The following is a 21,929-nucleotide window of genomic DNA, read 5'->3' on the forward strand; positions in this document are numbered from 1 at the left end:
GCGGTATTACTTGCCGGGCGTGCGCGGACGCAGCGGCACGAATTGCGTGGCATCGCCGCGCCGCACGAGGATCGGCACGAGGCGCTTCGGATCGAGCGCCTTGACCACGTCCTCGAATTGCTTCGCGCTGACGATGTCTGCATCGCCCACGCGCAGGATGATGTCACCCTGCTGCAAACCGGCCCGTCCCGCCGAACCTTCGGCCAGTTCGACCTGCACGCCACCGCGCAGCTTCATGTCCTTCTTCTGCGACTCGGTCAGGTCGGAGACCACCAGGCCCAGCGCATTCGGGTGGGGCGTGTCCGCACTCCCGCTCTGCGCCTTGGACGCCTTCGGCGTATCGGTATCGGCTTCCGCGACGGTGATGCGCAAGTCCTGGTTCTTGCCCTTGCGCAGCACCTGCAGCATCGCGCTCGAACCGGGCTTGGTCTCGCCGACCATGCGCGGCAGGTCGGTCGCATGATCGACGGCCCGGCCCTCGAACTTCATGATGATGTCACCCGGCTGCACCCCCGCCTTCTCGGCCGGACTCCCCGGCTCGATGCTGCGAACCAGCGCGCCTTGCGCCCGCGGCAGCCCCAGCGAATCGGCGACCTCCTTGCTGACCTCGCTGATCGCCACGCCGATCCGGCCGCGCACGACCTTGCCGCTCTTCTTGAGCTGGTCGGCCACGCGCATGACTTCGTCGATCGGGATCGCGAACGAAATGCCCATGAAGCCACCGGTCTGGCTATAGATCATCGAGTTGATGCCGACCACCTCGCCGCGCATGTTGATGAGCGGCCCCCCCGAATTGCCCGGGTTCACGGCCACGTCCGTCTGAATGAACGGCAGGTAATCGCCCGTATCGCGGCCCTTGGCCGATACGATGCCCGCCGTTACCGTATTGTCGAGACCGAACGGCGAACCGATCGCCACCACCCATTCGCCAACGCGCAGTTTGTTCGAGTCGCCCACCGGCACGGTCGGCAGGTCCTTGGCGTCCACCTTGACCACGGCGACGTCGGTGCGCTTGTCCGCCCCCATCAGCTTCGCCTTGAACTCGCGTTTGTCGGTGAGGGTGACGTAGATACTTTCGGCGCCATCGACCACGTGCGCGTTGGTCAGGATGTAGCCGTCGGCCGAGACGATGAAGCCCGATCCGACGCCGCTGTTCTGCTCTTCATCCGGCTGCGGCTGGCCGCGTCGGGGCGTACCGCCCTTCGGGCCCGGCTGCTGCGGCAGGGGCACACCGAAGAAGCGGCGGAACAGCTCGGCCATGTCGCCGTCCATGCCGGGCGGCAAGCCACTCTGACTGCGGCTGACGCGCTCGGTCGTCCGAATGTTCACGACGGCCGGGCCGACTCGGTCGACCAACTGGGTGAAATCGGGAAGATTGCTGACAAGTGGCGCCGCCGACCCCGAGGCCGGGGCGGCAAAAGCAGCAGGTGCCCCCGCCAATTGCGCGGCAATGGCACCGCCAAGGATGACACGAAGCAGGAAGGTCTTCTTCATTGGAAGATCGTGTTGCGCGATAGTCTCGGAATGCTTGAAGGCAGTCCAGCCCTCCGACAGGGCATTGCGTCTGTCGGTGCCTCGCTGCCCGGACCGCACCGTCACCGGTCGCGGCCCACCCGACAGCCGGTCACTTCGCCGGCTGTTTGTACTCGATACTGGAAGCAAACTGCTGCAAGGTTGCCTGCGGCACTTCGCCAAGCAAGGTCAGCCAGTAGTCACCAAAGCGCTTGATGAGAATATTCGTCGCGCCGGCGCTGCCGTGGCCTTCCTTGCGCTCTCGCGTGGCCGGTTCGATAAATACCGAAAGTCCGGCCATGCCGTCTGAATATACCACCTGCTGGACTTCCAACGGTTTGCCGTCGGCCGTCGATCGCATGGTGCGACGCACTTCGCGCACCGCCTTGAACCCCGGCACCTTCTTGTCGACGTCGATGCTCCAGCCGGCATCGGACAGATGCATCGGTACGATTTGCGGCTTGATGACATGCCAGCCATGCGTTGCCTGAATGGCGTGCACGATGCGCGCCTTCTCACTCGGCACACCGATCGAGATCTGCGAGAACGCCGCCTGCTCGAGCAAATGGCCTTCGGCATCGAGGGTCTGTGCGCGCAGCAACAGGCCGGTGTTGCGATCGGCCCACAGCCGGTAGCCGAAGCGGTACTCGTCCTTTGGCGTGAGTTCGATCACCATGCAGTCAAAGCCCGCCATGCGCTCATTCGGCAGCAGCTTCGGTGCGTAATAGTCGAGCACATCGCGATTGGGCGTGGCGAGCAAGGCAGGGAACGAGTCCTTGCTCTCGCGCTTTTCCAGAAACACGGTCTTCTGCTCGGGAATGAGCGTGTAGACATCGTCGTTCTGCCGAAGAATGCGGCGCTGACGTCCGTCCAGCGTCTCGAGCGCTTCGTACTCGTTACCCTTCTCGGCGAAGTGACTGATCTTCGAAGAGCGCATGGTCGAACCACGCTGATAAACGAATGTACCGATGTAGTTTTGCGTCTGCGCCGCGCGATGGATCTTGTTGAGCCACGCGCCGACTTCGCGCCGCTCGATCAGCGGGTCGTTCGTCGGCGCGGAAGCCTGGGCCCACGCCTGCGATTGCAGCGTGGTCGCCAGCAGCAAGGCGAACAGGAAGAAGGTGCGCCCGATGGGCGCACGTGGCAAGGATTCGATACTCAGGCGCTGCATTTATTCGTCCGCTTGCGCCGAGGCTCGCATATAAGGGGAAACGCCCTGGCCGATCGGCGTCGGGGCATATTGCTGATGTGCCGCCAGATACTGGTCAAGCCGCGCATCGCGCAGCACGATCAGATCGTTCGGCGCCCCCGCACTCGCGCCGTTGGCCGCCACGGCGGCTTGCGACGGTTGCGACAGCGTAACGCGCGTGAGGTTACTGCCCCCGGCGGCCGGCGTTGCGGCCTGAGCCAACACCTGCGGCTGCGTGCCGCCGGCTGGGTGATCCTGTAGACGCGGCACCACGACCCATGACAGCGCCGCCACGGCCGCCGCGGCAGCCGCCGTTGGCAGCACGCGGCGTACGCGCAGGAACGGATTGATACGGGTGACGCGCGAGCCCGCGGTCTTGGCGCCCTGTGCGGCGCTTGCCTGGGCATCGGCCAGTGCGGCCGGCGCGAGGAGGTGAGGCTCGGTTTCGAGGCGCGCCGAGAAGGCCGCCATGAAGGCCGACTCCGATCGCGGCAACGTCAACTCATCGGAACGCAAGGCGTCTCCAATCAGGTGGTAGTCGTCCCACAAAGGCCGGCCGGAAGCGTCAGCCTCATCCAGCAGGGCAGCCAGCTCGTCCGAATCGAATTCCCCGTCCACCAACGCGGAAATTCGCTCGGCTTGCAGCCCCCGCTGCGTTTGCACCGTCGCTGATCCCATGATATCCCCTAACGAAAATAACTTCCCCGGCGGCGCGCTCACCAGCGCTTGCCGTCAGGCGTGTCCAGCAGCGGCCTGAGCCGGCTGGCAATCGCTTCACGCGCCCGGAAAATTCGCGAACGGACCGTTCCGATCGGGCACCCCATGGCTTCGGCGATCTCTTCGTAGCTCAACCCCTCGATTTCCCGCAGGGTAATGGCCGTTCGAAGCTCATCGGGCAAAGCCTCCATCGCCGCGTTGACCGTTTGAGCAATCTGCTTGCTCATCAGCAACGACTCAGGCGTGTTGATATCCCTTAGTTGATCAGCCTCGGCAAAAGTTTCCGCTTCTTCAGCGTTCGCTTCAGTCGAAGTCGGTGCACGGCGTCCCTGCGTTGCCAGGTGGTTCTTTGCCGTGTTGACAGCAATACGATACAGCCAGGTATAGAACGCCGACTCGCCGCGAAACTGCGGCAAGGCACGGTAGGCCTTGATAAAGGCCTCCTGCGTCACATCCTCGACCTCGGCGGCGTCGCGCACGAGCCGCGATACGAGGCGGATGATCTTGCGGTGATATTTCGCGACCAGCAGCTCGAAGGCGGCTTTGTCGCCTTTTTGCACGCGCTCGACGAGCGCCTGGTCGATTTCTCGTTCACTCACCTGATTGGGATCCGTATTTTCTCTGGCGGCCAGGCCCCGGTCGGGCCTGATGGCTCCACGGCAGCACGGGCCACCGCGGCGGGAAGTGTCTGTTACGCCGCACGCCCGGGCACACTCACCGGAGCGTGGGTCAGCGGAACGGGACGCCTGCGCGGCGTCCCGCGAACTTAGACTCGCTGGAAGACCAGCGTGCCGTTAGTCCCGCCGAATCCGAAAGAGTTCTTCAATGCGACGTCAATTTTCAGATCGCGCGCCACGTTTGCGCAGTAATCCAGGTCGCAAGCGGGGTCCTGATTGAAGATGTTGATCGTCGGCGGCGACTTCTGATGATGAACGGCCAGCACGGTAAACACCGACTCCAGGCCGCCCGCGCCACCCAACAGGTGACCGGTCATCGACTTGGTCGAGTTCACCACGACGTTCCTGGCGGCATCGCCCATCAGGCGCTTGACGGCAACCGTCTCGGCGATATCGCCCAGCGGGGTCGACGTGCCGTGCGCATTCACATAGTTCACGGTATCGGCATTGATGCCGGCATCGCGCAGCGCGTTGGTCATGGCGCGCAGCGCGCCGTCGCCGTCTTCGCACGGGGCCGTCATGTGATACGCGTCGGCGCTCATGCCGAAGCCCGTCAGCTCGGCGTAAATCTTCGCGCCGCGCGCCTTGGCGTGCTCGTACTCTTCGACCATCATCACGCCGGCGCCTTCGCCCAGCACGAAGCCGTCGCGATCCTTGTCCCACGGACGGCTGGCCGTCGCCGGATCGTCGTTGCGCGTGGACAGCGCGGTCATCGCGGCAAAACCGCCAATCCCCAGCGGCGACACCGTCGATTCTGCACCACCGGCAAGCACCGCATCGGCGTCGCCGTACTGGATCATGCGCGCGGCCTGACCGATACAGTGAAGACCGGTCGTGCAGGCGGTAACGATCGCCAGGTTCGGCCCCTTCAGGCCGTACTTGATCGACAGGTGGCCCGAGATCATGTTGATGATCGAGCCCGGCACGAAGAACGGGGAAATCTTGCGCGGGCCGCCTTTGAGCAAATCGTCATGCGTGTCTTCGATCATCGGCAGACCGCCAATGCCCGAACCGACCAGCACGCCAATACGTTCCGCGTTCGCTTCGGTGACGGCGAGGCCACTGTCTTCGAACGCCTGAATGCCTGCGGCGAGGCCGTAATGGATAAAGGTATCCATGCGGCGCGCTTCTTTGGCCGACAGATACTTCTCGGTCTCGAAGTTTTTGACTTCGCCGGCGAATTGCACCTTGAATTCGCTCGCATCGAACTTCGTGATGTTGGCGATGCCCGAACGGCCTGCGACCAGATTCTCCCAACCCTCGGCAACAGTGTTGCCGACCGGCGAGATCAGGCCCAGACCGGTAATGACGACGCGACGACGACTCACGATACTCCCCTTCTTCTGCTGGGTCTTACAAAACAAAAGCCACAGAGGCGACAGGGTTCGACCCTGTGCTCCCTGCGGCTGACAGGCATGCCTGGCGCCGGGAACCGGTCGGCACCCCGGCCGTCCAGGCGATCCTCCGCGGGCCTCTTAGGCCTTGGAATTGCCTTGAACGTAATCGATGGCTTGCTGCACCGTGGTGATCTTTTCAGCTTGCTCGTCCGGGATTTCCGTCTCGAACTCTTCTTCCAGTGCCATCACCAGCTCAACCGTGTCGAGCGAGTCGGCGCCGAGATCGTTCACAAAGCTGGATTCGTTCTTGACGTCAGCTTCGTTCACACCAAGTTGTTCGGCGACGATCTTCTTGACGCGTTGCTCAATGTTATCCATTCAAACCCTCCGGGGTAGTTAGTTCAGACAAGTGCGCGCATTTTAACAGGTTTGCCAAGCAAAGTTAGCCTGCGCCAAATAATGTTCAATATCGCTCAAAATTGCGCATTATTAGCACAATTCCGACGAAATTCCCTTAATTCATGAACATGCCACCGTTCACGTGCAGCGTCGTCCCGGTGATGTAACCCGCCTGCGGCGACGCGAGAAACGCCACGGCGTTGGCGATGTCTTCCGGCGCACCGAGGCGGCCCAGCGGAATCCGTGCCTTGAGCGCCTCGTGCTGCGCTTCGCCCAGCGCCTTGGTCATATCGGTGTCGATGAAGCCCGGGGCGACACAGTTGACGGTGATGTTTCGGCTGCCGATCTCAGCGGCCAGCGAACGGGCCATCCCGGCAACGCCCGCCTTGGCGGCCGCGTAATTGGCCTGGCCCGGGTTGCCCGCCGAGCCGACGACCGACGTCACGTTGATGATGCGGCCGCTGCGCGCCTTCATCATCGGCTTGATGACCGCTCGCGACAGACGGAAGATCGCCTTGAGGTTCGTGTCGATCACGTCGTCCCACTCGTCGTCCTTCATCCGCATGGCGAGATTATCGCGCGTGATGCCGGCGTTATTGACGAGGACGTCGAGCTTGCCGTACTGCTTGAGGATGTCGTCGAGTGCCGCAGCCACGCCTTCGGCATCGGTCACATTCAGGACGATGCCCTTGCCCGTCACACCGGCCTCGCTGAAATACGCGGTAATGCCCTGCGCGCCGGCTTCGCTGGTGGCGGTGCCCACAACCGTCGCCCCCTGGCGAGCGAGTTCGAGGGCAATGGCACGACCGATGCCGCGCGAAGCGCCGGTCACCAGCGCCACGTGGTTATCGAGTTGCTTGCTCATGAGAGAAATACCCTTGACTGTGTCTTACGAGAGTTGCGCGCGCACGTCGCCGAGCGACGCCGGATCGGTGATCGCGAGCCCGGTGAGCGTGCCGTCGATGCGCTTGGTCAGGCCGCTCAGCACCTTGCCCGGACCACATTCAACGACTTGGGTCACCCCCTGCGCCGCGAGCCATTTGACCGATTCGACCCAGCGCACCGGCGCCGCGGCCTGACGCACCAACGCCTCCTTGATGCGCGCCACGTCGGTTTCGACGGCGACATCGACGTTGTTGACGAGCGGAATCTGCGGCGCGCTGAACGTCACGTCGGCCAGATATTCGCGCAGACGATCCGACGCCGGCTTGAGCAGCGACGAGTGGAACGGCGCCGACACCGGCAGCACGAGCGCGCGCTTTGCCCCGGCGGCCTTCGCCAGTTCGCAGGCTTTTTCCACGCCCGCCTTCGCGCCGGCAATCACGACCTGTGCCGGAGCATTGAAATTGACGGCCTCGACGACGCCCGCGGCCGATGCTTCGGCGCAGACGTTGCGAACGGTGTCGTCATCCAGCCCCAGAATGGCCGCCATGCCCCCTTGCCCGACGGGCACGGCCTCCTGCATCGCTTGCGCGCGAAAACGCACGAGCGGCACGGCATCCTTGAACGCGATGACGCCCGCGGCGACCAGCGCCGTGTATTCACCGAGGCTGTGGCCCGCAACGAACGCGGGCTTGGCACCGCCCTCGGCCAACCATGCGCGGTACATCGCGTAGGCGGCGGTGAGCATCACCGGCTGAGTGTTGGTCGTCAGATTGAGGTCTTCGGCCGGGCCGGCGGCGATCAGCTTGGCCATATCCTGCCCAAGGGCATCCGAAGCTTCGGCAAGGGTCTCGCGCACTACCGCGTTGTCCGCGAAGGCATCGAGCATGCCCACCGATTGGGAACCTTGTCCCGGGAAAACGAAAGCGAATGTCATAGCGCCTGGTTTTGCAGTCAGATTCAGAAACATTGCGGCCCCCTGTCGCGCACCGACCTGGCGGCGTGGGGCGCGCCGCCCCACGCGGCGCCCCGAAGGCCCACCGTCAGGTCCGCGTGGCGCCTTGGCGCCGGGTCCACTTACATGCGGAACAGCACGGCGCCCCACGTAAAGCCGCCGCCCACGCCTTCGATCATGACGTTCTGGCCCGGCTTGATGCGCCCGTCACGAACCGCGACGTCGAGCGCCAGCGGAATCGACGCGGCCGACGTATTGCCATGTTGGTCGACGGTCACGACCATCTTCTCTTCCGGCAGTCCGAGCTTGCGGGCCGTGCTCGTCATGATGCGCAGGTTGGCCTGATGAGGAATCAGCCAGTCGATCGCCGACGCCGCCAAACCGGCCTTCTCAAGGGCCTCGTTGGCCACTTTTTCCAGCACACGCACCGCCAGCTTGAACACGGCCTGGCCGTCCATATAGAGGAACGCTTCACCCTGCACCGCGCCGCCGCTCACATTGCCCGGCACGCACAGAATGTTCGCGTGGCTGCCGTCCGCATGCAGCGCGCTCGCCAGAATGCCCGGCTCGCTGGACGCCTGCAACACGACCGCGCCCGCACCGTCGCCGAACAGCACGCAGGTCGTGCGGTCCGTGAAATCGAGAATGCGCGAGAAGGTCTCGGCACCGATCACGAGGACGTTGCGGTACGCACCGGTGCGAATGAAGTTGTCGGCCGTCGCCATGGCGTAGGCAAAGCCGGAGCAAACCGCCTGAATGTCGAACGCCGCGCAGCCGTTGTCGATACCGAGCTTGTTCTGCACGAGGCAGGCGGTGCTCGGGAACACGAAATCCGGCGTCGACGTGGCGACGATGATGAGGTCGAGCTGGTTGGCGCTCAAGCCGGCCATGTCGAGCGCGCGCCTGGCGGCTTCCACCGCCATGTCGCTGCTCGTTTGATCGGGCGCGGCGAAATGGCGGGCCTGGATACCGGTGCGAGCAACGATCCACTCGTCGCTCGTCTCGATGCCACGGGTGGCCAGCTCGTCGGCCAACTGCTGATTGGTCACGCGGCGCGCCGGCAGGTAGCTGCCGGTACCAACGACGCGGGAATGAATCGCGGACTGAGTCATCTTATGATCGGTTAGAGCGCCGGAGCGAGGCCGCCGGCGTCAGAGCGCCGGAATGGCGCCCACCGGCTTGTTGTCCTGGAGCTGGGTCTGATTCTCATGCATGGCGCGCGACAAACGGTCGAGCACGCCGTTGCGAACTGCATCATAGCCGCGTTTGATGGCCCATTCAAACGAGTAGGCATCGGCGGAGCCATGGCTCTTGATCACGAGCGCACGCAACCCGAGCAATGCTGCCCCGTTGTAACGGCGATGATCGACGCGGCTTTTGAAGCGGGAGAGAATCGGCAGCGCAACGACAGCGATCACCTTCGTCCACCACGTACGGGTGAATTCTTCGCGGATCATGTCGCCGAGCATTTGTGCCAGGCCTTCGGAAGTCTTGAGGGCAACATTGCCCACGAAACCGTCGCACACGACGATGTCGGTCGTGCCGCGATAGATATCGTTGCCCTCCACGTTGCCGTAGAAGTTCAGCGTGGAGCCGCGCAACAGCTCGCCGGCCTGCCGGATGACGTCGTTGCCCTTGATGACTTCTTCGCCAATATTAAGCAGGCCGATCGACGGACGCTCTTTGCCATCGACCGCCGCGACGAGCGCATGACCCATCTCGGCGAATTGCAGCAAATGGGTCGGCTCGCAATCGACGTTCGCGCCGAGATCGAGCATCGTGGTGTAACCGCCCTTCTGGTTCGGCAGCACGGTGGCGATGGCGGGCCGCTCGATGCCCGGCAGCGTCTTGAGCACATAGCGCGAGACGGCCATCAATGCGCCGGTATTGCCGGCGGATACGCAGGCTTGCGCGCGCGCGTCCTTGACCAGGTTGAGCGCCACACGCATCGAGGAGTCTTTCTTCCTGCGCAGGGCGGTCTCGACGGAGTCGTCCATCGCGACAACTTCGGTCGCGTTGACCACGGACAGGCGCGGGTGATCCGTCGCGCGCAACTTTGCGAGTTGCGCGTTAATGACCTCCTGCTGTCCGACCAGCACAAGTTCGACATCGTCGGTGGACTGCACGAAGCGAACCGCGGCCGGCACCGTCACCGATGGGCCGTGATCTCCGCCCATGCAATCGATCGTCAGGGTGACTGTCATGTCGACGTGATTGGCTTGCGGTACAGGTAACAAAAAAAGCGGCAGGATGAGTGCCGCTTTTGCCACATCGGACGATCAAACAGCGCCATGATGGGCGCGTATCGCCTGGAGGGCCGAGTTAGTCGTTCTTGGTCTTGATGACCTTGCGACCACGGTAGAAACCGTTCGGCGAGATGTGGTGACGCATATGCGTCTCACCCGACGTCGGCTCGACGGCAGTCGCCGGCGCGGTCAGGAAATCGTGCGAACGGTGCATGCCGCGCTTCGACGGCGACTTCTTGTTCTGTTGAACGGCCATGATAACTCCTCAAAATATCGCGAAATTTTAACACAGTTCGAGCGCCGCCCTACGGTGTCGGCCTGTCGGCCCGACCTGTGCGACTAACGCAAACTTGTACTTTGGTGCGCCGGAGACCCGGCCGCACGTTACTTTCCGTCCTTGTCCGGCGAGCGCTTGAGCGCTGCCAGCGCCGCGAACGGAGACGGCTTATCCTCTTCTTCGGGCGGCGGGGCAGGTTCGGTCAACCCGTCGTCGCCCGTGGCCAGGCTTTCGTGCACAGTCGGACACACCTCGTGCTTGGGCACGATCGGCAAAGCCAACAGCAATTCTTCCTCGATCAGCTCGCGCAAATCGAAATGTTTGGAGCCGACCAACGCCTCGAACTCATCTTCATCGAGGGGCCGGGCTTCCGCGGCCGCTTCGTCACGCACAACCTCGAAGGTCGTCTCCGAATCGAGCGGCTCCTGGTACGGCGTAAGGCATCGCTGGCATTCGAGCCACATCGGGCCTTCGACCGACAGCGTCAGGAACTGCGCCACCGCAGGCTTCCCGTCGGCACGCAGCACCTGCTTCTCGACGCCTGCGGCGCGCCAGTGGAACACGCCCTGGGCGCGCCCCGACGCCGAGACTTCGGCAGGCACTTCGGTTACCATGCGCGGCAATGCCGCAAGTTGCACGTCACCTTCCGCCACCCGGCCGGTACGCGCGAATTCGAACAGATCGACGATATATTCGTTCATCACGCTCATCCTTGCCTTTGGCGCATCTGAGCGCGTTTTCAACGTCCCCTGCCACCCGCAGCGCCTTGATCCAACACCGTTTCCGGACGTTTGGACCCGTACCGCGCAGACTGGCGGGACCGAGCGCCAGATTGCAAAAGCCGTGAATTCTAAATAGTTTTTCGTTTCTCGTCAAACACTTAAACCTGATGACCGCACATCCCCCGCCACCCATGATCCTGGCCTCCGGATCGCGCTATCGACGTGAGTTGCTCGAGCGCCTGCGCGTGCCCTTTACGGTCGACGTCCCGGACATCGACGAAACGCCCGTCCCCGGCGAGACGCCGCACGATACCTCGCTGCGCCTGGCCCGTCAGAAGGCCCGGGCGGTGGCTGGGCGCCGACCGGGCGCCATCGTCATCGGCGCCGACCAGGTCGCCACGTTCGAAGGCCGCCAGATCGGCAAACCCGGCAATTTCGAGAACGCCATGACACAGTTGCGCGACATGCGCGGCAAGGTCGTCGAGTTTCACTCCGCCCTGTGCGTGCACGATGCCCGCAACGGCGAAAGTCAGGCCAAAGATGTCGTGACACGGGTGAAGTTCCGCAATCTGCCCGACGAGGTGCTCGCCGCCTATCTTCATGCCGAGACACCCTACGACTGCGCCGGCGCCGCCAAATCCGAAGGACTGGGCATCATGCTGCTCGAAACCATCGAGAATGACGACCCGACCGCGCTCATCGGCTTGCCGCTGATTGCGCTCACGACCATGTTGATGAACACCGGCATTCGCCTGCCAGGCCCCGGCCCCGACGCAACAGGAGCGCCAGCATGAGCGGCACGCTGTATCTGATCCCGAATACGCTTGGCACGAACACCCGCGGCGGCCTGCCGGCGGTACTGCCTGAAGACGTCCGCAACGTGACGGCCGGTCTGACGTATTTTGTCGGCGAACAGGCCAAGAGCACGCGAGCATTCCTCAAATTGGTCGGGGTGTCCACGCCGATTCAGGAAATCGACATTCGCGAGTTGAACGTCAACACGCCGGCAGCGGCCATCGATGCGCTCCTCGCGCCGATGCTTGCCGGTGCCGATGGCGGCCTCGTCTCGGAGGCCGGCTGCCCGGCCGTGGCGGACCCGGGTGCGCTGCTGGTGCGACGGGCGCACGAGAAAGGGGTGCGCGTGGTGCCGTTCGTCGGCCCGAGTTCGATCCTGCTCGCCTTGATGGCCAGCGGACTGAACGGGCAGAGTTTCGCCTTCCACGGCTACCTGCCGACGGACGCGGCCGATCGAGCGAAGCGCTTGCGCGAACTCGAACAACGCTCGCGCAAGGAGAAGCAGACGCAAATCTTCATCGAGACGCCCTATCGCAACAAGGCCATGCTCGATGCGCTACTGCAGACCTGCGACGCCTCCACCCTGCTGTGCGTCGCGGTCGACGTCACGCAGGACGGCGAGCAGATTGTCACGCATCGGATCCAGGGATGGCCTCAGGCGCGTATCGATCTGCACAAGCGCCCCGCCATTTTCCTATTTCTGGGCCAGTAACGCCCGCTATCGGCCTCAGCAAAAGACAACGCCACGGAGATCTTCCGTGGCGTTGTCGCTTGCGTGCTTGCGTTCCGCGATGCGTGGGCGTTACTTGAGCGAGAGGGTCGCGCCCATCATCATCGTCTTCATCGCCGCGGCACCCACGGCCGCACCGAAACGTCGCGCCACGCGCTCAGGCAAGTTTTCCTTGACGGTGTAGTCGACGAGATTCGGCGCCTTGAGTACGTCGCGGGCCACCGAATCGACCGTGCCGAGGCCGTCCGACAAACCCAGCTCGATTGAACGCTGGCCCGTCCAGAACAGGCCGCTGAACAGATCCGGGTCGTCCTTCAGTCGATTGCCACGCCCCTTCTTCACCGCGCCGATGAACTGCTGATGGACCTGCTCGAGCATGTCGAGGGCATACGTCTTCTGTTGATCCGTCTGCGGCGAGAACGGGTCAAGGAACCCCTTGTTACGCCCAGCCGTCAGCAATCGCCGCTCGATGCCGAGCTTGTCCATCAACCCGGTGAAACCGAAGCCATCCATCAACACGCCGATGGAACCGACGATGCTCGCCTTGTCGACGTAGATCTTGTCGGCGGCCGCCGCAACGTAGTAGCCGCCCGAGGCACAAATCTCTTCGACCACGACATACAGCGGCTTCTTCGGGTACTTCGCCCGCAAACGCATGATGTCGTCGTAGATCATGCCGGCCTGAACCGGGCTGCCGCCAGGGCTGTTGATGCGTAGAATCACGCCCGCCGCCGACGAGTCGTCGAAAGCCGATTCGAGCGCCGCGTTGATCTTCCGGGCGCTCGCCTGACTGTCGGGCGCGATCTCGCCGCTCAGCGTGACCAGCGCGGTATGTTTGCCGGAGCCCGCGCCGACCGTTGCCGTACCGCCATCGAAATCGGAAATCGACCAGATGACAAGCGCGACGATCGCCAGCGCCAGCAGCCGGAAGAAGATTTTCCAGCGGCGCGACGCGCGTTGCTCGCGAATGCCGGCCATCAACACCTTTTCCAGCATTTCGCGCTCCCAGAGCTTCACCTCGCCCGGATCGCGGCCCGCGCCGGCCCCCGCTGCCGACGACGACCGCCCACCGGGCGGAGGAAAACCAGGTTCGGTGCGGGGCGAATCAGGCGGCAGGGCGTCAGCCATAAAGTATCCAGAGAACTTTGGGTAAAAAGCGAAAACTGCGATTGAAACCGGGATGTCGTGTCGTCAGTGTGTCGAAGGTCCGGGCGCTTCGATGTACGCATCGGGCCACCAGACGACGGTCGTGTGAGCGGCATCGCCCCCGTTCGGGTCAGCCGAGCGCTCCTCCACGCGCACGGGCTGCAGCGCACCGCCGCGACACGGGCCGCCAACGCAATGCCCTGTATCGGGCTCATAGGTTGCGCCGTGCGTCGCGCACATCAAGTATAAGCCGGACGTTTCGAAGAACTGCCCCTCAGACCAGTCGAGTTCCATCGGCACATGAGCGCACTGATTGAGATAGGCGTAGACGTGCCCGCCATAGCGAATCACGAACGCTGGGGTACGACGACCGCTCACGCATACCTCGAAACGCACGCCGCGCCCCCCATCCTCGAGCGCGGCGCCCGCGCAGATCGGCAGCGGCACGACGGACTCGCTCACACGCGCTCCAGCAGCCAGTCGCGCAGCTCGGCCACGCTCCCGGCGCAATACGCGGGCTCCAGCGCCACCAGTTGCTCGCGCGGATGCGCACCGCCGTAAGCCACGGCCACGGCGGACGTTCCTGCACTGTGCGCCATCTGCAAATCGTGCGTGGTATCGCCGATCATGACCGTGCGACGCAGGTCCTGACCGAGTTCGCGCGTCAGCTCTTGCAGCATGGCTGGATGCGGTTTCGAAAATGTCTCATCGGCGCAACGCGTTGCGTCGAACATCCGCATCAGCCCGGCGGCTTCGAGCGCCCGGTTCAGACCGACACGCGACTTGCCCGTCGCCACGGCAAGAAAACGCCCCCGCGCGCGCAAGGCTTCGAGCAACTCACGGATTCCGGTGAACAACACGGTCTCCTTGTCGCCTATCAAATAATGAAAGCGATAGCGCTCAGACAGGCGCGGATAGTGCGCGGGGTCAAGGGATGGCACGGCCATTTGCAGGGCATCGCGCAGGCCGAGGCCGATCACGTGGCTCGCGATCTCGTCGGACGGCACGGGCAGCCCCAGATCGCGGCAGGCGGCCTGGATGCAGCGGGTAATGGTGGGCGTCGAGTCCATCAACGTCCCGTCCCAGTCGAACACGACCAGGTCGAACTCAGGGCTTGGCATCGGCAGAAGCGCCTCGAAGTTGGTTCAGAAATTGCTGACATTCTGGCGGTAACGCTGCTTCCAACGCAATCGGCGTATCTAAAACCGGATGGTTGAACTTCAGCCGCCACGCGTGCAGAAACATCCGCTTGATGCCGGGACGGGCGCCGGGACGGGCCAATGTCTTGTTCAGCGTGAAGTCGCCGTACTTGTCGTCACCGACGATCGGCGTACCGCAATGCGCCAGGTGAACGCGAATCTGATGGGTCCGCCCCGTTTTCAGTTCCGCTTCGAGCAACGTATAGGGCGGATACGACTCCATCATGCGAAATACCGTGTGCGATGCCTGACCGTCTTCCTGTACACGCACGCGACGCTCGCCCTCTGCCGTCACATACTTATACAGTGGGGCCTTGACCGCACGCTGACGGTCCCGCCATTCGCCCGTGACGCAAGCCAGGTAACGCTTGTCCATCCGGTTGTGCCGGATCTGCTCGTGCATGCCGACCAGCGCCGAGCGCTTTTTCGCGAGCAGCAGGATCCCGGATGTTTCTCGGTCGAGACGGTGCACCAGTTCAAGAAACTTCAGGTGCGGCAGAGCGCGGCGCAGTTGCTCGATCACCCCAAACGACACGCCGCTGCCGCCATGCACCGCCACCCCGGCCGGCTTGTCGATCGCCATGAGGTAATCGTCTTCGAACAACACGGGGAAGGTGGCGGCGGGAACGTAGGCCGGCGCTTCGGCAGCCGGCGCCGCAACGCGAACCGGCGGAATACGAATGATATCGCCAAGCACAAGGCGATAGGTAGCATCTATTCTTCCTTTGTTTACGCGCACTTCACCGCTACGCAAAATGCGGTAAATGTGACTTTTCGGCACGCCTTTGCACTCGCGCAAGAGGAAATTATCGATCCGCTGGCCGGCCGAGCCGTCGTCGACTTCGACCAGTCGAACCTGCGGCGGAGACGCCGGCGAAACCATTTTCTGCCGATTTTTGCCTAACTCATTCATTATGAATATAATTTGCCCAACAGAGGTGGCGGTAGCGGGAATCATGCCAAATCCCCACCTCTGTCGGTGCTGACCTCAAAACGGTATTTTACTTGCACCCCGGGCAGGCTGCTCGTCCGGTGACCCTGGAGCAGCGAGCGCACGCACATCACGCAGCGTCGGCAGGAAGTGGGCCCATAGGCCGCTTCGGTCGCAGCGCGCGGGATGCGGATAGAGTTGGTGGTTATAGAATTTTTTGGTGGTCAGCCCGGGTTCGATTGTCTGGGCTGATCGCTTTGCTGAGTATCGTTCGCGCAAGAGTCTTGGTGAGGCGCCGTCACAAGAAGAAAAAGTGTCGGCAGGCGCCCCGAGAAAACGCTGATGAAGTTTCTCGTCCAGTATCTCTTGGTAGGGACTGCAAGCCCGAAGTGATCCGCGCCGGGCCGGAATTTTCCGGTGCCTCGGCGGATCCGGGTGAGCGCGATAACGTATTCGCTGGCGCCATTGCGTCCGTTGGCCTCATCGCCCGGACCCCCCGGCAATTCTTCCACTCCCGGCTCGAACCTCGCGTGTTGGATAACTCGAGTGATACGTGCCCGACGCACTGCACATTGGCAACTGCGGCGGGTGGGAGTCGTTTTCATGAAACGCATGTTGTTCAACGCCACGCAGCAGGAAGAACTGCGCGTGGCAATTGTCGATGGGCAGAAACTCATCGATATCGATATCGAGACGGCCGGCCGCGAACAGCGCAAAGGCAATATCTACAAGGGTATTATTACCCGTATCGAACCCTCCCTCGAAGCCTGCTTCGTCAACTACGGCGAAGGCCGTCACGGCTTCCTGCCGTTCAAGGAAGTCGCCCGCGCGTACTTCCGCGAAGGTGCCGATGTGCGCAATGCGCGCATCCAGGACGCCCTCTCCGAAGGCCAGGAACTCATCGTTCAGGTCGAAAAGGAAGAGCGCGGCAACAAGGGCGCCGCCCTCACGACCTTCATCTCGCTGGCCGGCCGCTACCTCGTGCTGATGCCGAACAACCCGCGTGGCGGTGGCGTGTCGCGCCGCATCGAGGGCGAAGATCGTCAGGAACTGCGCGAGACGATGGGTCAGCTCGAACTGCCGGAAGGCATGAGCATCATCGCCCGCACCGCAGGCATCGGCCGCTCGGCCGAAGAGCTGCAGTGGGACTTGAACTACCTGCTGCAACTCTGGCGTGCCGTCGAAGGCGCCGCCACCAACATCGAACTGCCGCGCGACTCGGCGCTGATCTATCTCGAGTCGAGCCTCGTCATTCGCGCCATCCGCGATTATTTCCAACCCGATATCGGTGAAATCCTCATCGATACGGAAGAAATCTCCGAGCAAGCGCGTAACTTCATGCAGGTGGTCATGCCCGATCACCTCAATCGCGTGAAGCAATATCGCGACGACGTGCCGCTGTTCTCGCGTTTCCAGATCGAGCATCAGATCGAAACGGCGTACGCACGCCAAGTGCCGCTGCCTTCGGGCGGCGCGATCGTGATCGATCACACCGAAGCGCTCGTGTCGATCGACGTGAACTCGGCGCGCGCCACCAAGGGCGCCGACATCGAGGAAACGGCGCTTCGCACCAACCTGGAAGCGGCCGATGAAGTGGCGCGCCAGCTGCGTCTGCGCGACCTGGGCGGCCTGATCGTGATCGACTTCATCGACATGGAGTCGGCCAAGAGCCAGCGTGAAGTCGAACAACGTGTGAAGGACTCGCTCAAGCACGATCGCGCACGCGTCCAGATGGGCAAGATCTCGCGTTTCGGCTTGATGGAACTGTCGCGCCAGCGTCTGCGTCCGTCGCTGTCGGAAGGCACGCACGTGACCTGCCCGCGCTGCAATGGCACCGGCCACATCCGCGACGCTGAATCGTCGGCCCTGCAAGTCCTGCGCATCATCCAGGAAGAGGCGATGAAGGAGCACACGGCAGCCATCCACTGCCAGGTGCCGGTCGAAGTCTCCGCGTTCCTGCTCAACGAAAAGCGCCAGGAAATCAACAAGATCGAGGCACGCTTCAAGGTCGGCGTGCTGCTGATCCCGAACAAGCATCTCGAAACGCCGCACTACAAGCTCGAGCGCCTGCGTTTCGACGATCCGCGTCTGGATACCCCGAGGGCCAGCTACGTCCTCGCCGAAGAGGCAGCGCGTGCCCTGGAAGAGGATCCGGCGGCTTACAGCAAGAAGAAGGAAGACGTGCGCCCGCGCCAGGAAGCCGCCGTCAAGGGCATTACGCCTGAACAGCCGGCACCGGCCGCGCAACCGCGCCCTGCCCCCGTCACCGCGACCGCACCCGCGCCGGCAGCCCCCGCACGCAGCGGTGGCTTCATCGGCTTCGTGAAGCGCCTGCTGGGTCTCGAGCCTGCGGCCCCGGCACCGGTTCAGGTCGAAGAACCGGCCAAGCCTAACGTTCGTCCGCCGCGCGAGCGCCACGAACGTCCGCATCAGCAAAACCGCAACCGTCGTGGCAATGCTCGCGACGACAGCAAGTCCGGCAAGGACAACGCCGGCCAACCGGCGCGTGAAGGTCGTGAGGGCCGTGAAGGCCGCGAAGGCCGTGAGGGTCGCGCCGCCCGTCCGGAACGTGCCGAGCGCAGCGAACGCGGTGATCGCAACGAGCGTCAGGAAGGCCGTGACAAGCGTGAGCGCGACGAAGCGCAGCCGCGTCAGCCGGCTCAGGACGTGCGTGCCGAGGAAGGTCGCGAGCCACGCGAAGGTCGCGAACGCGGCAATCGTCGCGACCGCAACGAGCGTCGTGATCGTCGTCAGCCCGAAGGGGAAGACGGCCAGCAAGCCACGCCGCAACGCATCGCCCAAGCCGCCCCGCTCGTCGCAGAGCAGGAAGATCTCGAACAGGATCGTCTGACGGCGCAGGTCGAAGGCGCAGCGCTTCTCGCGGGCGAGGAAGGCGAGCAAGGGGGTGAAGAGCGCCGCCGCAGCCGTCGTCGCGGTCGCCGCGGTGGCCGTCGCGAGCGTGAGGCCAATGAGCAGCAACTCCATGGCGAAGGCGAGCAGGCCGAAGGCGCAACATCGACCGGCGAGGAAGGTGTGCACGCCCCGGTGTTGACGCACGAAGCCGTCGACACCACCGCGATCGATGTCCCGGCTCGTGCTGCAGCGCCCGTCATTGCGGCAGAGACTGTCACGGCGGCCGATGTGCCGACGGTGCAGGTCGAATCGACGCCCGCCCCGGTTCAAGTCGAGCCGGCGGAAGTCCCCGTGGCACGCGTGACCGAAGCCGCGCCGTTCGCGCTGCCGGAAGTCTCGTCGCCGGTCATCGCCGAACCGATCGCCCCGGTCAACGTGGCACCGCTGCCTGCAGTGGAAGTCGCCGCACCGGTGGTCCCGCCGGTCAGCGCGCCGTTGCCTGCCGCCACGCCGATCCCGGCGCAGCCTGCCGTCCCGGCCGAGGCCCTGACCGAGATCGCCGCCACGGCAGCCATTGCCAGCACCCCGGCAGACGTCAGCCCCGCGCCGACGGCACCCGCCGCACCGTCGACGCCGGTGGAGATGGTCGAAACGGCGAAGCCGGTGCAAACGCCGGCACCGACCGCACCGACCGCAGCGGTAGCCACCGTTGCCGCGACGGAAGTCGCGACGACTCGGGCGGCCCCGGCCGCCGTAGCGCCCGCGCTGGAAAGCACCGAGCTGGAGTCGTCGCTCGCAAGTGTGGGTCTGGTCTGGGTCCACACGGACGCCGACAAGCACCGCGCCGCCAAGGAGGCCGCAGCGCAAGCTGCACCGGCACCGCATGTGCCGCGCGAGCGCCGTCCGTCCACGCCGGCCAGCAGTGGCCCGATGGAGCAAGTGGAAACGCGCGGCTCGTCGGATCACGTGGCCTAACGTGCCATAGCGTGACGCACAGGCAGCGGCACCCGTTCCGCTGGCGACCATCCGCCTGACGTGATGTTGGAAAAGGAGGCTTCGGCCTCCTTTTTTGCCATTGGGGATCGCTTTTCGCCTTGCGACCCCACGTTGTCCCGACTTGTGCCCGCCCGGCCCGCCCCGTATCGTGACGCTCAGAACGGGTTTGACGTCCCGCAGCGAATGCCTGGGTACCGATATCCGATGCTTAGTTCGTCGGCGTCGGCGGCCAACAGGCCAATTCGTTAGAATGGAGACGCAAGCCAAGGCCCTACCATGACCGAAACGATCATCCGACTTACCGATCTGCGTAGCGACGCGCGTTATGCGACGTATTCCCCGCAAGCGCCCGCGCAAGTGCGCGCTGCCACCGGCCATCTCGAAGATGCGCTGGCGCGGCCACTGCACGACCTGCGAATCTCGGTGACGGATCGTTGCAACTTCCGTTGTGTCTACTGCATGCCGAAGGACGTGTTCGGCAAGGACTATGCATTCCTCCCGCAATCCTCCCTGCTGTCGTTCGAAGAAATCGAGCGGGCCGCGCGCCTGTTCGTCGACCATGGCGTGGAGAAGCTGCGCCTCACGGGGGGCGAGCCGCTGTTGCGCAAGCACATCGAGCGTCTGATCGAGATGCTCGCCCGCCTGCGCACACCGTCGGGCAAACCGCTCGACATCACGCTCACCACCAACGGGTCGCTGCTGGCGCGCCGGGCGCAATCGCTCAAGGATGCCGGGCTCACGCGCGTGACGGTCAGCCTGGATAGCCTCGACGATACGATTTTCCGGCAGATGAACGATGTCGACTTTCCGGTCGACACAGTGCTGGAAGGCATTGCGCAAGCCCAACGCGTCGGTCTGGGCCCGGTCAAGGTCAACATGGTCGTCAAACGCGGCACCAACGATGGCGACATCGTGCCCATGGCGCGGCATTTTCACGGCAGCGGCGTGATGTTGCGGTTCATCGAGTACATGGACGTCGGCACGTCGAACGGCTGGCGGATGGACGAAGTGCTGCCGTCGGCCGACGTCATCGCCCGGCTGAACGAGGCCTTGCCGCTCGAGGCGCTCGAGCCGAACTATCCCGGCGAGACGGCCCAGCGTTGGCAGTATCGCGACGGTGGCGGCGAAGTCGGTGTCATTTCATCGGTCACGCGCGCTTTTTGCGGCACTTGTTCGCGCGCACGCCTGTCTACGGAAGGCAAGTTGTATCTATGCCTGTTCGCGAGCGCCGGTTACGACCTGCGCACGCTGCTACGCAACGGCGCGAGCGACGCGCAGATCTCGACCGTCATCGGCGACATCTGGCAGGGTCGCACCGACCGTTACTCCGCCTTGCGCACGGCGGCGACTGGCCTGCCCGAAAACGCCCCTCCGAAAGTGGAGATGTCCTACATCGGCGGTTGAACGGACCGGGCACGGTGCCTGTCCGCTCGTCCGCACGCTTTCGTAATATCGAACTCTCACTCGACTCATGATTTTTGACGCCCCGGACGCCCATTGTGTCCGAGACTCCCTGAAGATTTCCCGGCGTGTCTCGCCCCCGCGCGCTCGCCTTGCGGCCCGACGCTTCGTCGCCGTCAGCCTGAGCGCTCTGACCCTGTTGTCGGCCGCCCTCGCGCCCGCGATGGCGCGTGCCGATTGCGACCCCGCCGGCCGCGACGTCGCAAACCGTGTGATGACCTACACCGGCCAGCTCGGCGAGCGCAATCCGTTGCGGCTCGTGCTGCGTCCGTCGTTCGGCGGCAAGCTCGAAGGCCGTTATGCCAATGCCTCATCGCTGGGCGACACGTACCTCACGGGCAAGCTGGAGAACAAGTCGCGTCTGCATCTGACCGAGTTCGACGCGGGCGGCATGCCGCGAGCGACCTTCGACGGCGATTTCGCCGCCAACGACGAGGTTGACCGCCAACGCGGTGTGTCGTCCAGTTGCGAGGTCATTTCCGGTCAATGGAAGGATCTTCGCAATGGGCGCTCGGTGCCGTTCAAGCTGGCGCTCGCCGGCGTTCAGAACGGTAAGCTCGATCACCTCTACGGCGTTGCCGGCGTGGACGACGACGAAACGGTCAATCGTGCAGCCATGCAGTTCCGCAAGGGGGTTCTCGACGACCGGCGCGACGTCGTTGCGCAATCGATTCGCTATCCGTTGCGCGTGTCGTTGCGCGGCAAGACGATGATGCTTCGGAACCCGAAATCGCTGCTCGCGCGCTACAACGAGATATTCACCGACGGTTATGTGCGCACCATCGGCGCGGCCGTGCCGCGCCTGATGTTCGCGCGCGATCAGGGCGTGATGCTGGGCAACGGCGCCGTCTGGTTCGATGCGTCCGGGCGCGTCATCGCGCTCAATCGGTCCTGACCGGTTCGCC

General features: G+C 63.9%; 21 protein-coding genes. 5 read left to right on the forward strand and 16 right to left on the reverse strand.

Annotated elements, in window-relative coordinates; genetic code table 11:
* Positions 1-6: 6 nt before the first annotated feature.
* The 12 genes from BGP02_RS18590 to BGP02_RS18645 all read right to left on the reverse strand — a co-directional run bounded on the left by BGP02_RS18590 (position 7) and on the right by BGP02_RS18645 (position 10,901).
* Positions 7-1,494, reverse strand: coding sequence for a DegQ family serine endoprotease (locus tag BGP02_RS18590; protein WP_017232510.1), 1,488 nt, complete (start codon positions 1,492-1,494; stop codon positions 7-9).
* A 130-nt stretch (positions 1,495-1,624) separates the two neighbouring features.
* Complete coding sequence (locus BGP02_RS18595; RefSeq protein WP_017232509.1) at positions 1,625-2,683, reverse strand: MucB/RseB C-terminal domain-containing protein; 1,059 nt, start codon at positions 2,681-2,683, stop codon at positions 1,625-1,627.
* Positions 2,684-3,379 carry a sigma-E factor negative regulatory protein gene (locus tag BGP02_RS18600; RefSeq protein ID WP_017232508.1) on the reverse strand — a complete coding sequence of 232 codons (696 nt, stop codon included), beginning with the start codon at positions 3,377-3,379 and terminating at the stop codon, positions 2,684-2,686. It abuts the gene before it with no gap.
* Between the two features lie 38 nt (positions 3,380-3,417).
* Entirely contained in the window at positions 3,418-4,017 is a 600-nt protein-coding gene (gene rpoE / locus BGP02_RS18605) for an RNA polymerase sigma factor RpoE (RefSeq protein ID WP_017232507.1), read from the reverse strand.
* 167 nt (positions 4,018-4,184) lie between these two features.
* A complete protein-coding gene (gene fabF, locus BGP02_RS18610) occupies positions 4,185-5,423 on the reverse strand; it encodes a beta-ketoacyl-ACP synthase II (RefSeq protein WP_017232506.1) in 1,239 nt (412 codons plus the stop codon).
* A 147-nt stretch (positions 5,424-5,570) separates the two neighbouring features.
* Positions 5,571-5,810 carry an acyl carrier protein gene (gene acpP / locus BGP02_RS18615; RefSeq protein WP_017232505.1) on the reverse strand — a complete coding sequence of 80 codons (240 nt, stop codon included), beginning with the start codon at positions 5,808-5,810 and terminating at the stop codon, positions 5,571-5,573.
* Positions 5,811-5,946: 136 nt separating this feature from the next.
* Positions 5,947-6,696 carry a 3-oxoacyl-ACP reductase FabG gene (fabG, locus tag BGP02_RS18620; RefSeq protein ID WP_017232504.1) on the reverse strand — a complete coding sequence of 250 codons (750 nt, stop codon included), beginning with the start codon at positions 6,694-6,696 and terminating at the stop codon, positions 5,947-5,949.
* Positions 6,697-6,720: 24 nt separating this feature from the next.
* Positions 6,721-7,650: an ACP S-malonyltransferase gene (gene fabD / locus BGP02_RS18625; RefSeq protein WP_017232503.1), complete on the reverse strand. Its 930-nt coding sequence runs from the start codon at positions 7,648-7,650 to the stop codon at positions 6,721-6,723.
* A 140-nt stretch (positions 7,651-7,790) separates the two neighbouring features.
* The gene (locus BGP02_RS18630) at positions 7,791-8,780 is read right to left on the reverse strand and encodes a beta-ketoacyl-ACP synthase III (RefSeq protein WP_017232502.1); all 990 of its coding nucleotides are present in this window, start codon (positions 8,778-8,780) and stop codon (positions 7,791-7,793) included.
* Positions 8,781-8,819: 39 nt separating this feature from the next.
* Positions 8,820-9,872, reverse strand: a complete 1,053-nt coding sequence (plsX, locus tag BGP02_RS18635) for a phosphate acyltransferase PlsX (RefSeq protein WP_051060079.1) — start codon at positions 9,870-9,872, stop codon at positions 8,820-8,822.
* A gap of 118 nt (positions 9,873-9,990) precedes the next feature.
* Positions 9,991-10,170, reverse strand: coding sequence for a 50S ribosomal protein L32 (gene rpmF / locus BGP02_RS18640; RefSeq protein ID WP_017232500.1), 180 nt, complete (start codon positions 10,168-10,170; stop codon positions 9,991-9,993).
* Between the two features lie 128 nt (positions 10,171-10,298).
* Positions 10,299-10,901, reverse strand: a complete 603-nt coding sequence (locus BGP02_RS18645; RefSeq protein WP_017232499.1) for a YceD family protein — start codon at positions 10,899-10,901, stop codon at positions 10,299-10,301.
* Positions 10,902-11,080: 179 nt separating this feature from the next.
* On the opposite strand from BGP02_RS18645, the gene BGP02_RS18650 reads away from it, so the two are divergent.
* Positions 11,081-11,707 (forward strand): Maf-like protein, encoded by a 627-nt coding sequence (locus BGP02_RS18650; protein WP_026131694.1) that lies wholly within the window; start codon positions 11,081-11,083, stop codon positions 11,705-11,707.
* Positions 11,704-12,420: an SAM-dependent methyltransferase gene (locus tag BGP02_RS18655; RefSeq protein WP_150563692.1), complete on the forward strand. Its 717-nt coding sequence runs from the start codon at positions 11,704-11,706 to the stop codon at positions 12,418-12,420. The genes BGP02_RS18650 and BGP02_RS18655 overlap by 4 nt, the downstream gene beginning before the upstream one ends.
* A gap of 90 nt (positions 12,421-12,510) precedes the next feature.
* On the opposite strand, the gene BGP02_RS18660 is transcribed toward BGP02_RS18655, so the two are convergent.
* From BGP02_RS18660 to BGP02_RS18675, 4 genes are all read right to left on the reverse strand, one after another.
* Entirely contained in the window at positions 12,511-13,566 is a 1,056-nt protein-coding gene (locus BGP02_RS18660; RefSeq protein ID WP_286798966.1) for a S49 family peptidase, read from the reverse strand.
* A gap of 63 nt (positions 13,567-13,629) precedes the next feature.
* Positions 13,630-14,046: a Rieske (2Fe-2S) protein gene (locus tag BGP02_RS18665; protein ID WP_017232495.1), complete on the reverse strand. Its 417-nt coding sequence runs from the start codon at positions 14,044-14,046 to the stop codon at positions 13,630-13,632.
* A complete protein-coding gene (locus BGP02_RS18670; RefSeq protein WP_017232494.1) occupies positions 14,043-14,705 on the reverse strand; it encodes an HAD family hydrolase in 663 nt (220 codons plus the stop codon). The genes BGP02_RS18665 and BGP02_RS18670 overlap by 4 nt, the downstream gene beginning before the upstream one ends.
* Complete coding sequence (locus BGP02_RS18675; protein WP_026131693.1) at positions 14,692-15,696, reverse strand: RluA family pseudouridine synthase; 1,005 nt, start codon at positions 15,694-15,696, stop codon at positions 14,692-14,694. The genes BGP02_RS18670 and BGP02_RS18675 overlap by 14 nt, the downstream gene beginning before the upstream one ends.
* 621 nt (positions 15,697-16,317) lie before the next feature.
* Here BGP02_RS18675 and BGP02_RS18680 point away from each other — a divergent pair.
* From BGP02_RS18680 to BGP02_RS18690, 3 genes are all read left to right on the forward strand, one after another.
* Positions 16,318-19,542 (forward strand): Rne/Rng family ribonuclease, encoded by a 3,225-nt coding sequence (locus BGP02_RS18680; protein ID WP_286798967.1) that lies wholly within the window; start codon positions 16,318-16,320, stop codon positions 19,540-19,542.
* A 297-nt stretch (positions 19,543-19,839) separates the two neighbouring features.
* The gene (gene moaA, locus BGP02_RS18685; protein WP_017232491.1) at positions 19,840-20,967 is read left to right on the forward strand and encodes a GTP 3',8-cyclase MoaA; all 1,128 of its coding nucleotides are present in this window, start codon (positions 19,840-19,842) and stop codon (positions 20,965-20,967) included.
* Positions 20,968-21,235: 268 nt separating this feature from the next.
* The gene (locus BGP02_RS18690; protein WP_286798968.1) at positions 21,236-21,919 is read left to right on the forward strand and encodes a hypothetical protein; all 684 of its coding nucleotides are present in this window, start codon (positions 21,236-21,238) and stop codon (positions 21,917-21,919) included.
* Positions 21,920-21,929: the final 10 nt, after the last annotated feature.

The organism is Pandoraea sp. 64-18 (assembly GCF_001899225.1).
In the GTDB taxonomy this organism is placed as follows: domain Bacteria; phylum Pseudomonadota; class Gammaproteobacteria; order Burkholderiales; family Burkholderiaceae; genus Pandoraea; species Pandoraea cepalis.

Excerpts from the sequence above, each read along its gene's own strand:
- BGP02_RS18590 (WP_017232510.1), bottom strand. The coding sequence starts at position 1,494 with ATGAAGAAGACCTTCCTGCTTCGTGTCATCCTTGGCGGTGCCATTGCC.
- BGP02_RS18595 (WP_017232509.1), bottom strand. The coding sequence starts at position 2,683 with ATGCAGCGCCTGAGTATCGAATCCTTGCCACGTGCGCCCATCGGGCGC.
- BGP02_RS18600 (WP_017232508.1), bottom strand. The coding sequence starts at position 3,379 with ATGGGATCAGCGACGGTGCAAACGCAGCGGGGGCTGCAAGCCGAGCGA.
- acpP (WP_017232505.1), bottom strand. The coding sequence starts at position 5,810 with ATGGATAACATTGAGCAACGCGTCAAGAAGATCGTCGCCGAACAACTT.
- fabG (WP_017232504.1), bottom strand. The coding sequence starts at position 6,696 with ATGAGCAAGCAACTCGATAACCACGTGGCGCTGGTGACCGGCGCTTCG.
- fabD (WP_017232503.1), bottom strand. The coding sequence starts at position 7,650 with ATGACATTCGCTTTCGTTTTCCCGGGACAAGGTTCCCAATCGGTGGGC.
- BGP02_RS18630 (WP_017232502.1), bottom strand. The coding sequence starts at position 8,780 with ATGACTCAGTCCGCGATTCATTCCCGCGTCGTTGGTACCGGCAGCTAC.
- plsX (WP_051060079.1), bottom strand. The coding sequence starts at position 9,872 with ATGACAGTCACCCTGACGATCGATTGCATGGGCGGAGATCACGGCCCA.
- rpmF (WP_017232500.1), bottom strand. The coding sequence starts at position 10,170 with ATGGCCGTTCAACAGAACAAGAAGTCGCCGTCGAAGCGCGGCATGCAC.
- BGP02_RS18645 (WP_017232499.1), bottom strand. The coding sequence starts at position 10,901 with ATGAGCGTGATGAACGAATATATCGTCGATCTGTTCGAATTCGCGCGT.
- BGP02_RS18650 (WP_026131694.1), top strand. The coding sequence starts at position 11,081 with ATGACCGCACATCCCCCGCCACCCATGATCCTGGCCTCCGGATCGCGC.
- BGP02_RS18655 (WP_150563692.1), top strand. The coding sequence starts at position 11,704 with ATGAGCGGCACGCTGTATCTGATCCCGAATACGCTTGGCACGAACACC.
- BGP02_RS18660 (WP_286798966.1), bottom strand. The coding sequence starts at position 13,566 with ATGGCTGACGCCCTGCCGCCTGATTCGCCCCGCACCGAACCTGGTTTT.
- BGP02_RS18670 (WP_017232494.1), bottom strand. The coding sequence starts at position 14,705 with ATGCCAAGCCCTGAGTTCGACCTGGTCGTGTTCGACTGGGACGGGACG.
- BGP02_RS18675 (WP_026131693.1), bottom strand. The coding sequence starts at position 15,696 with ATGAATGAGTTAGGCAAAAATCGGCAGAAAATGGTTTCGCCGGCGTCT.
- BGP02_RS18680 (WP_286798967.1), top strand. The coding sequence starts at position 16,318 with ATGAAACGCATGTTGTTCAACGCCACGCAGCAGGAAGAACTGCGCGTG.
- moaA (WP_017232491.1), top strand. The coding sequence starts at position 19,840 with ATGACCGAAACGATCATCCGACTTACCGATCTGCGTAGCGACGCGCGT.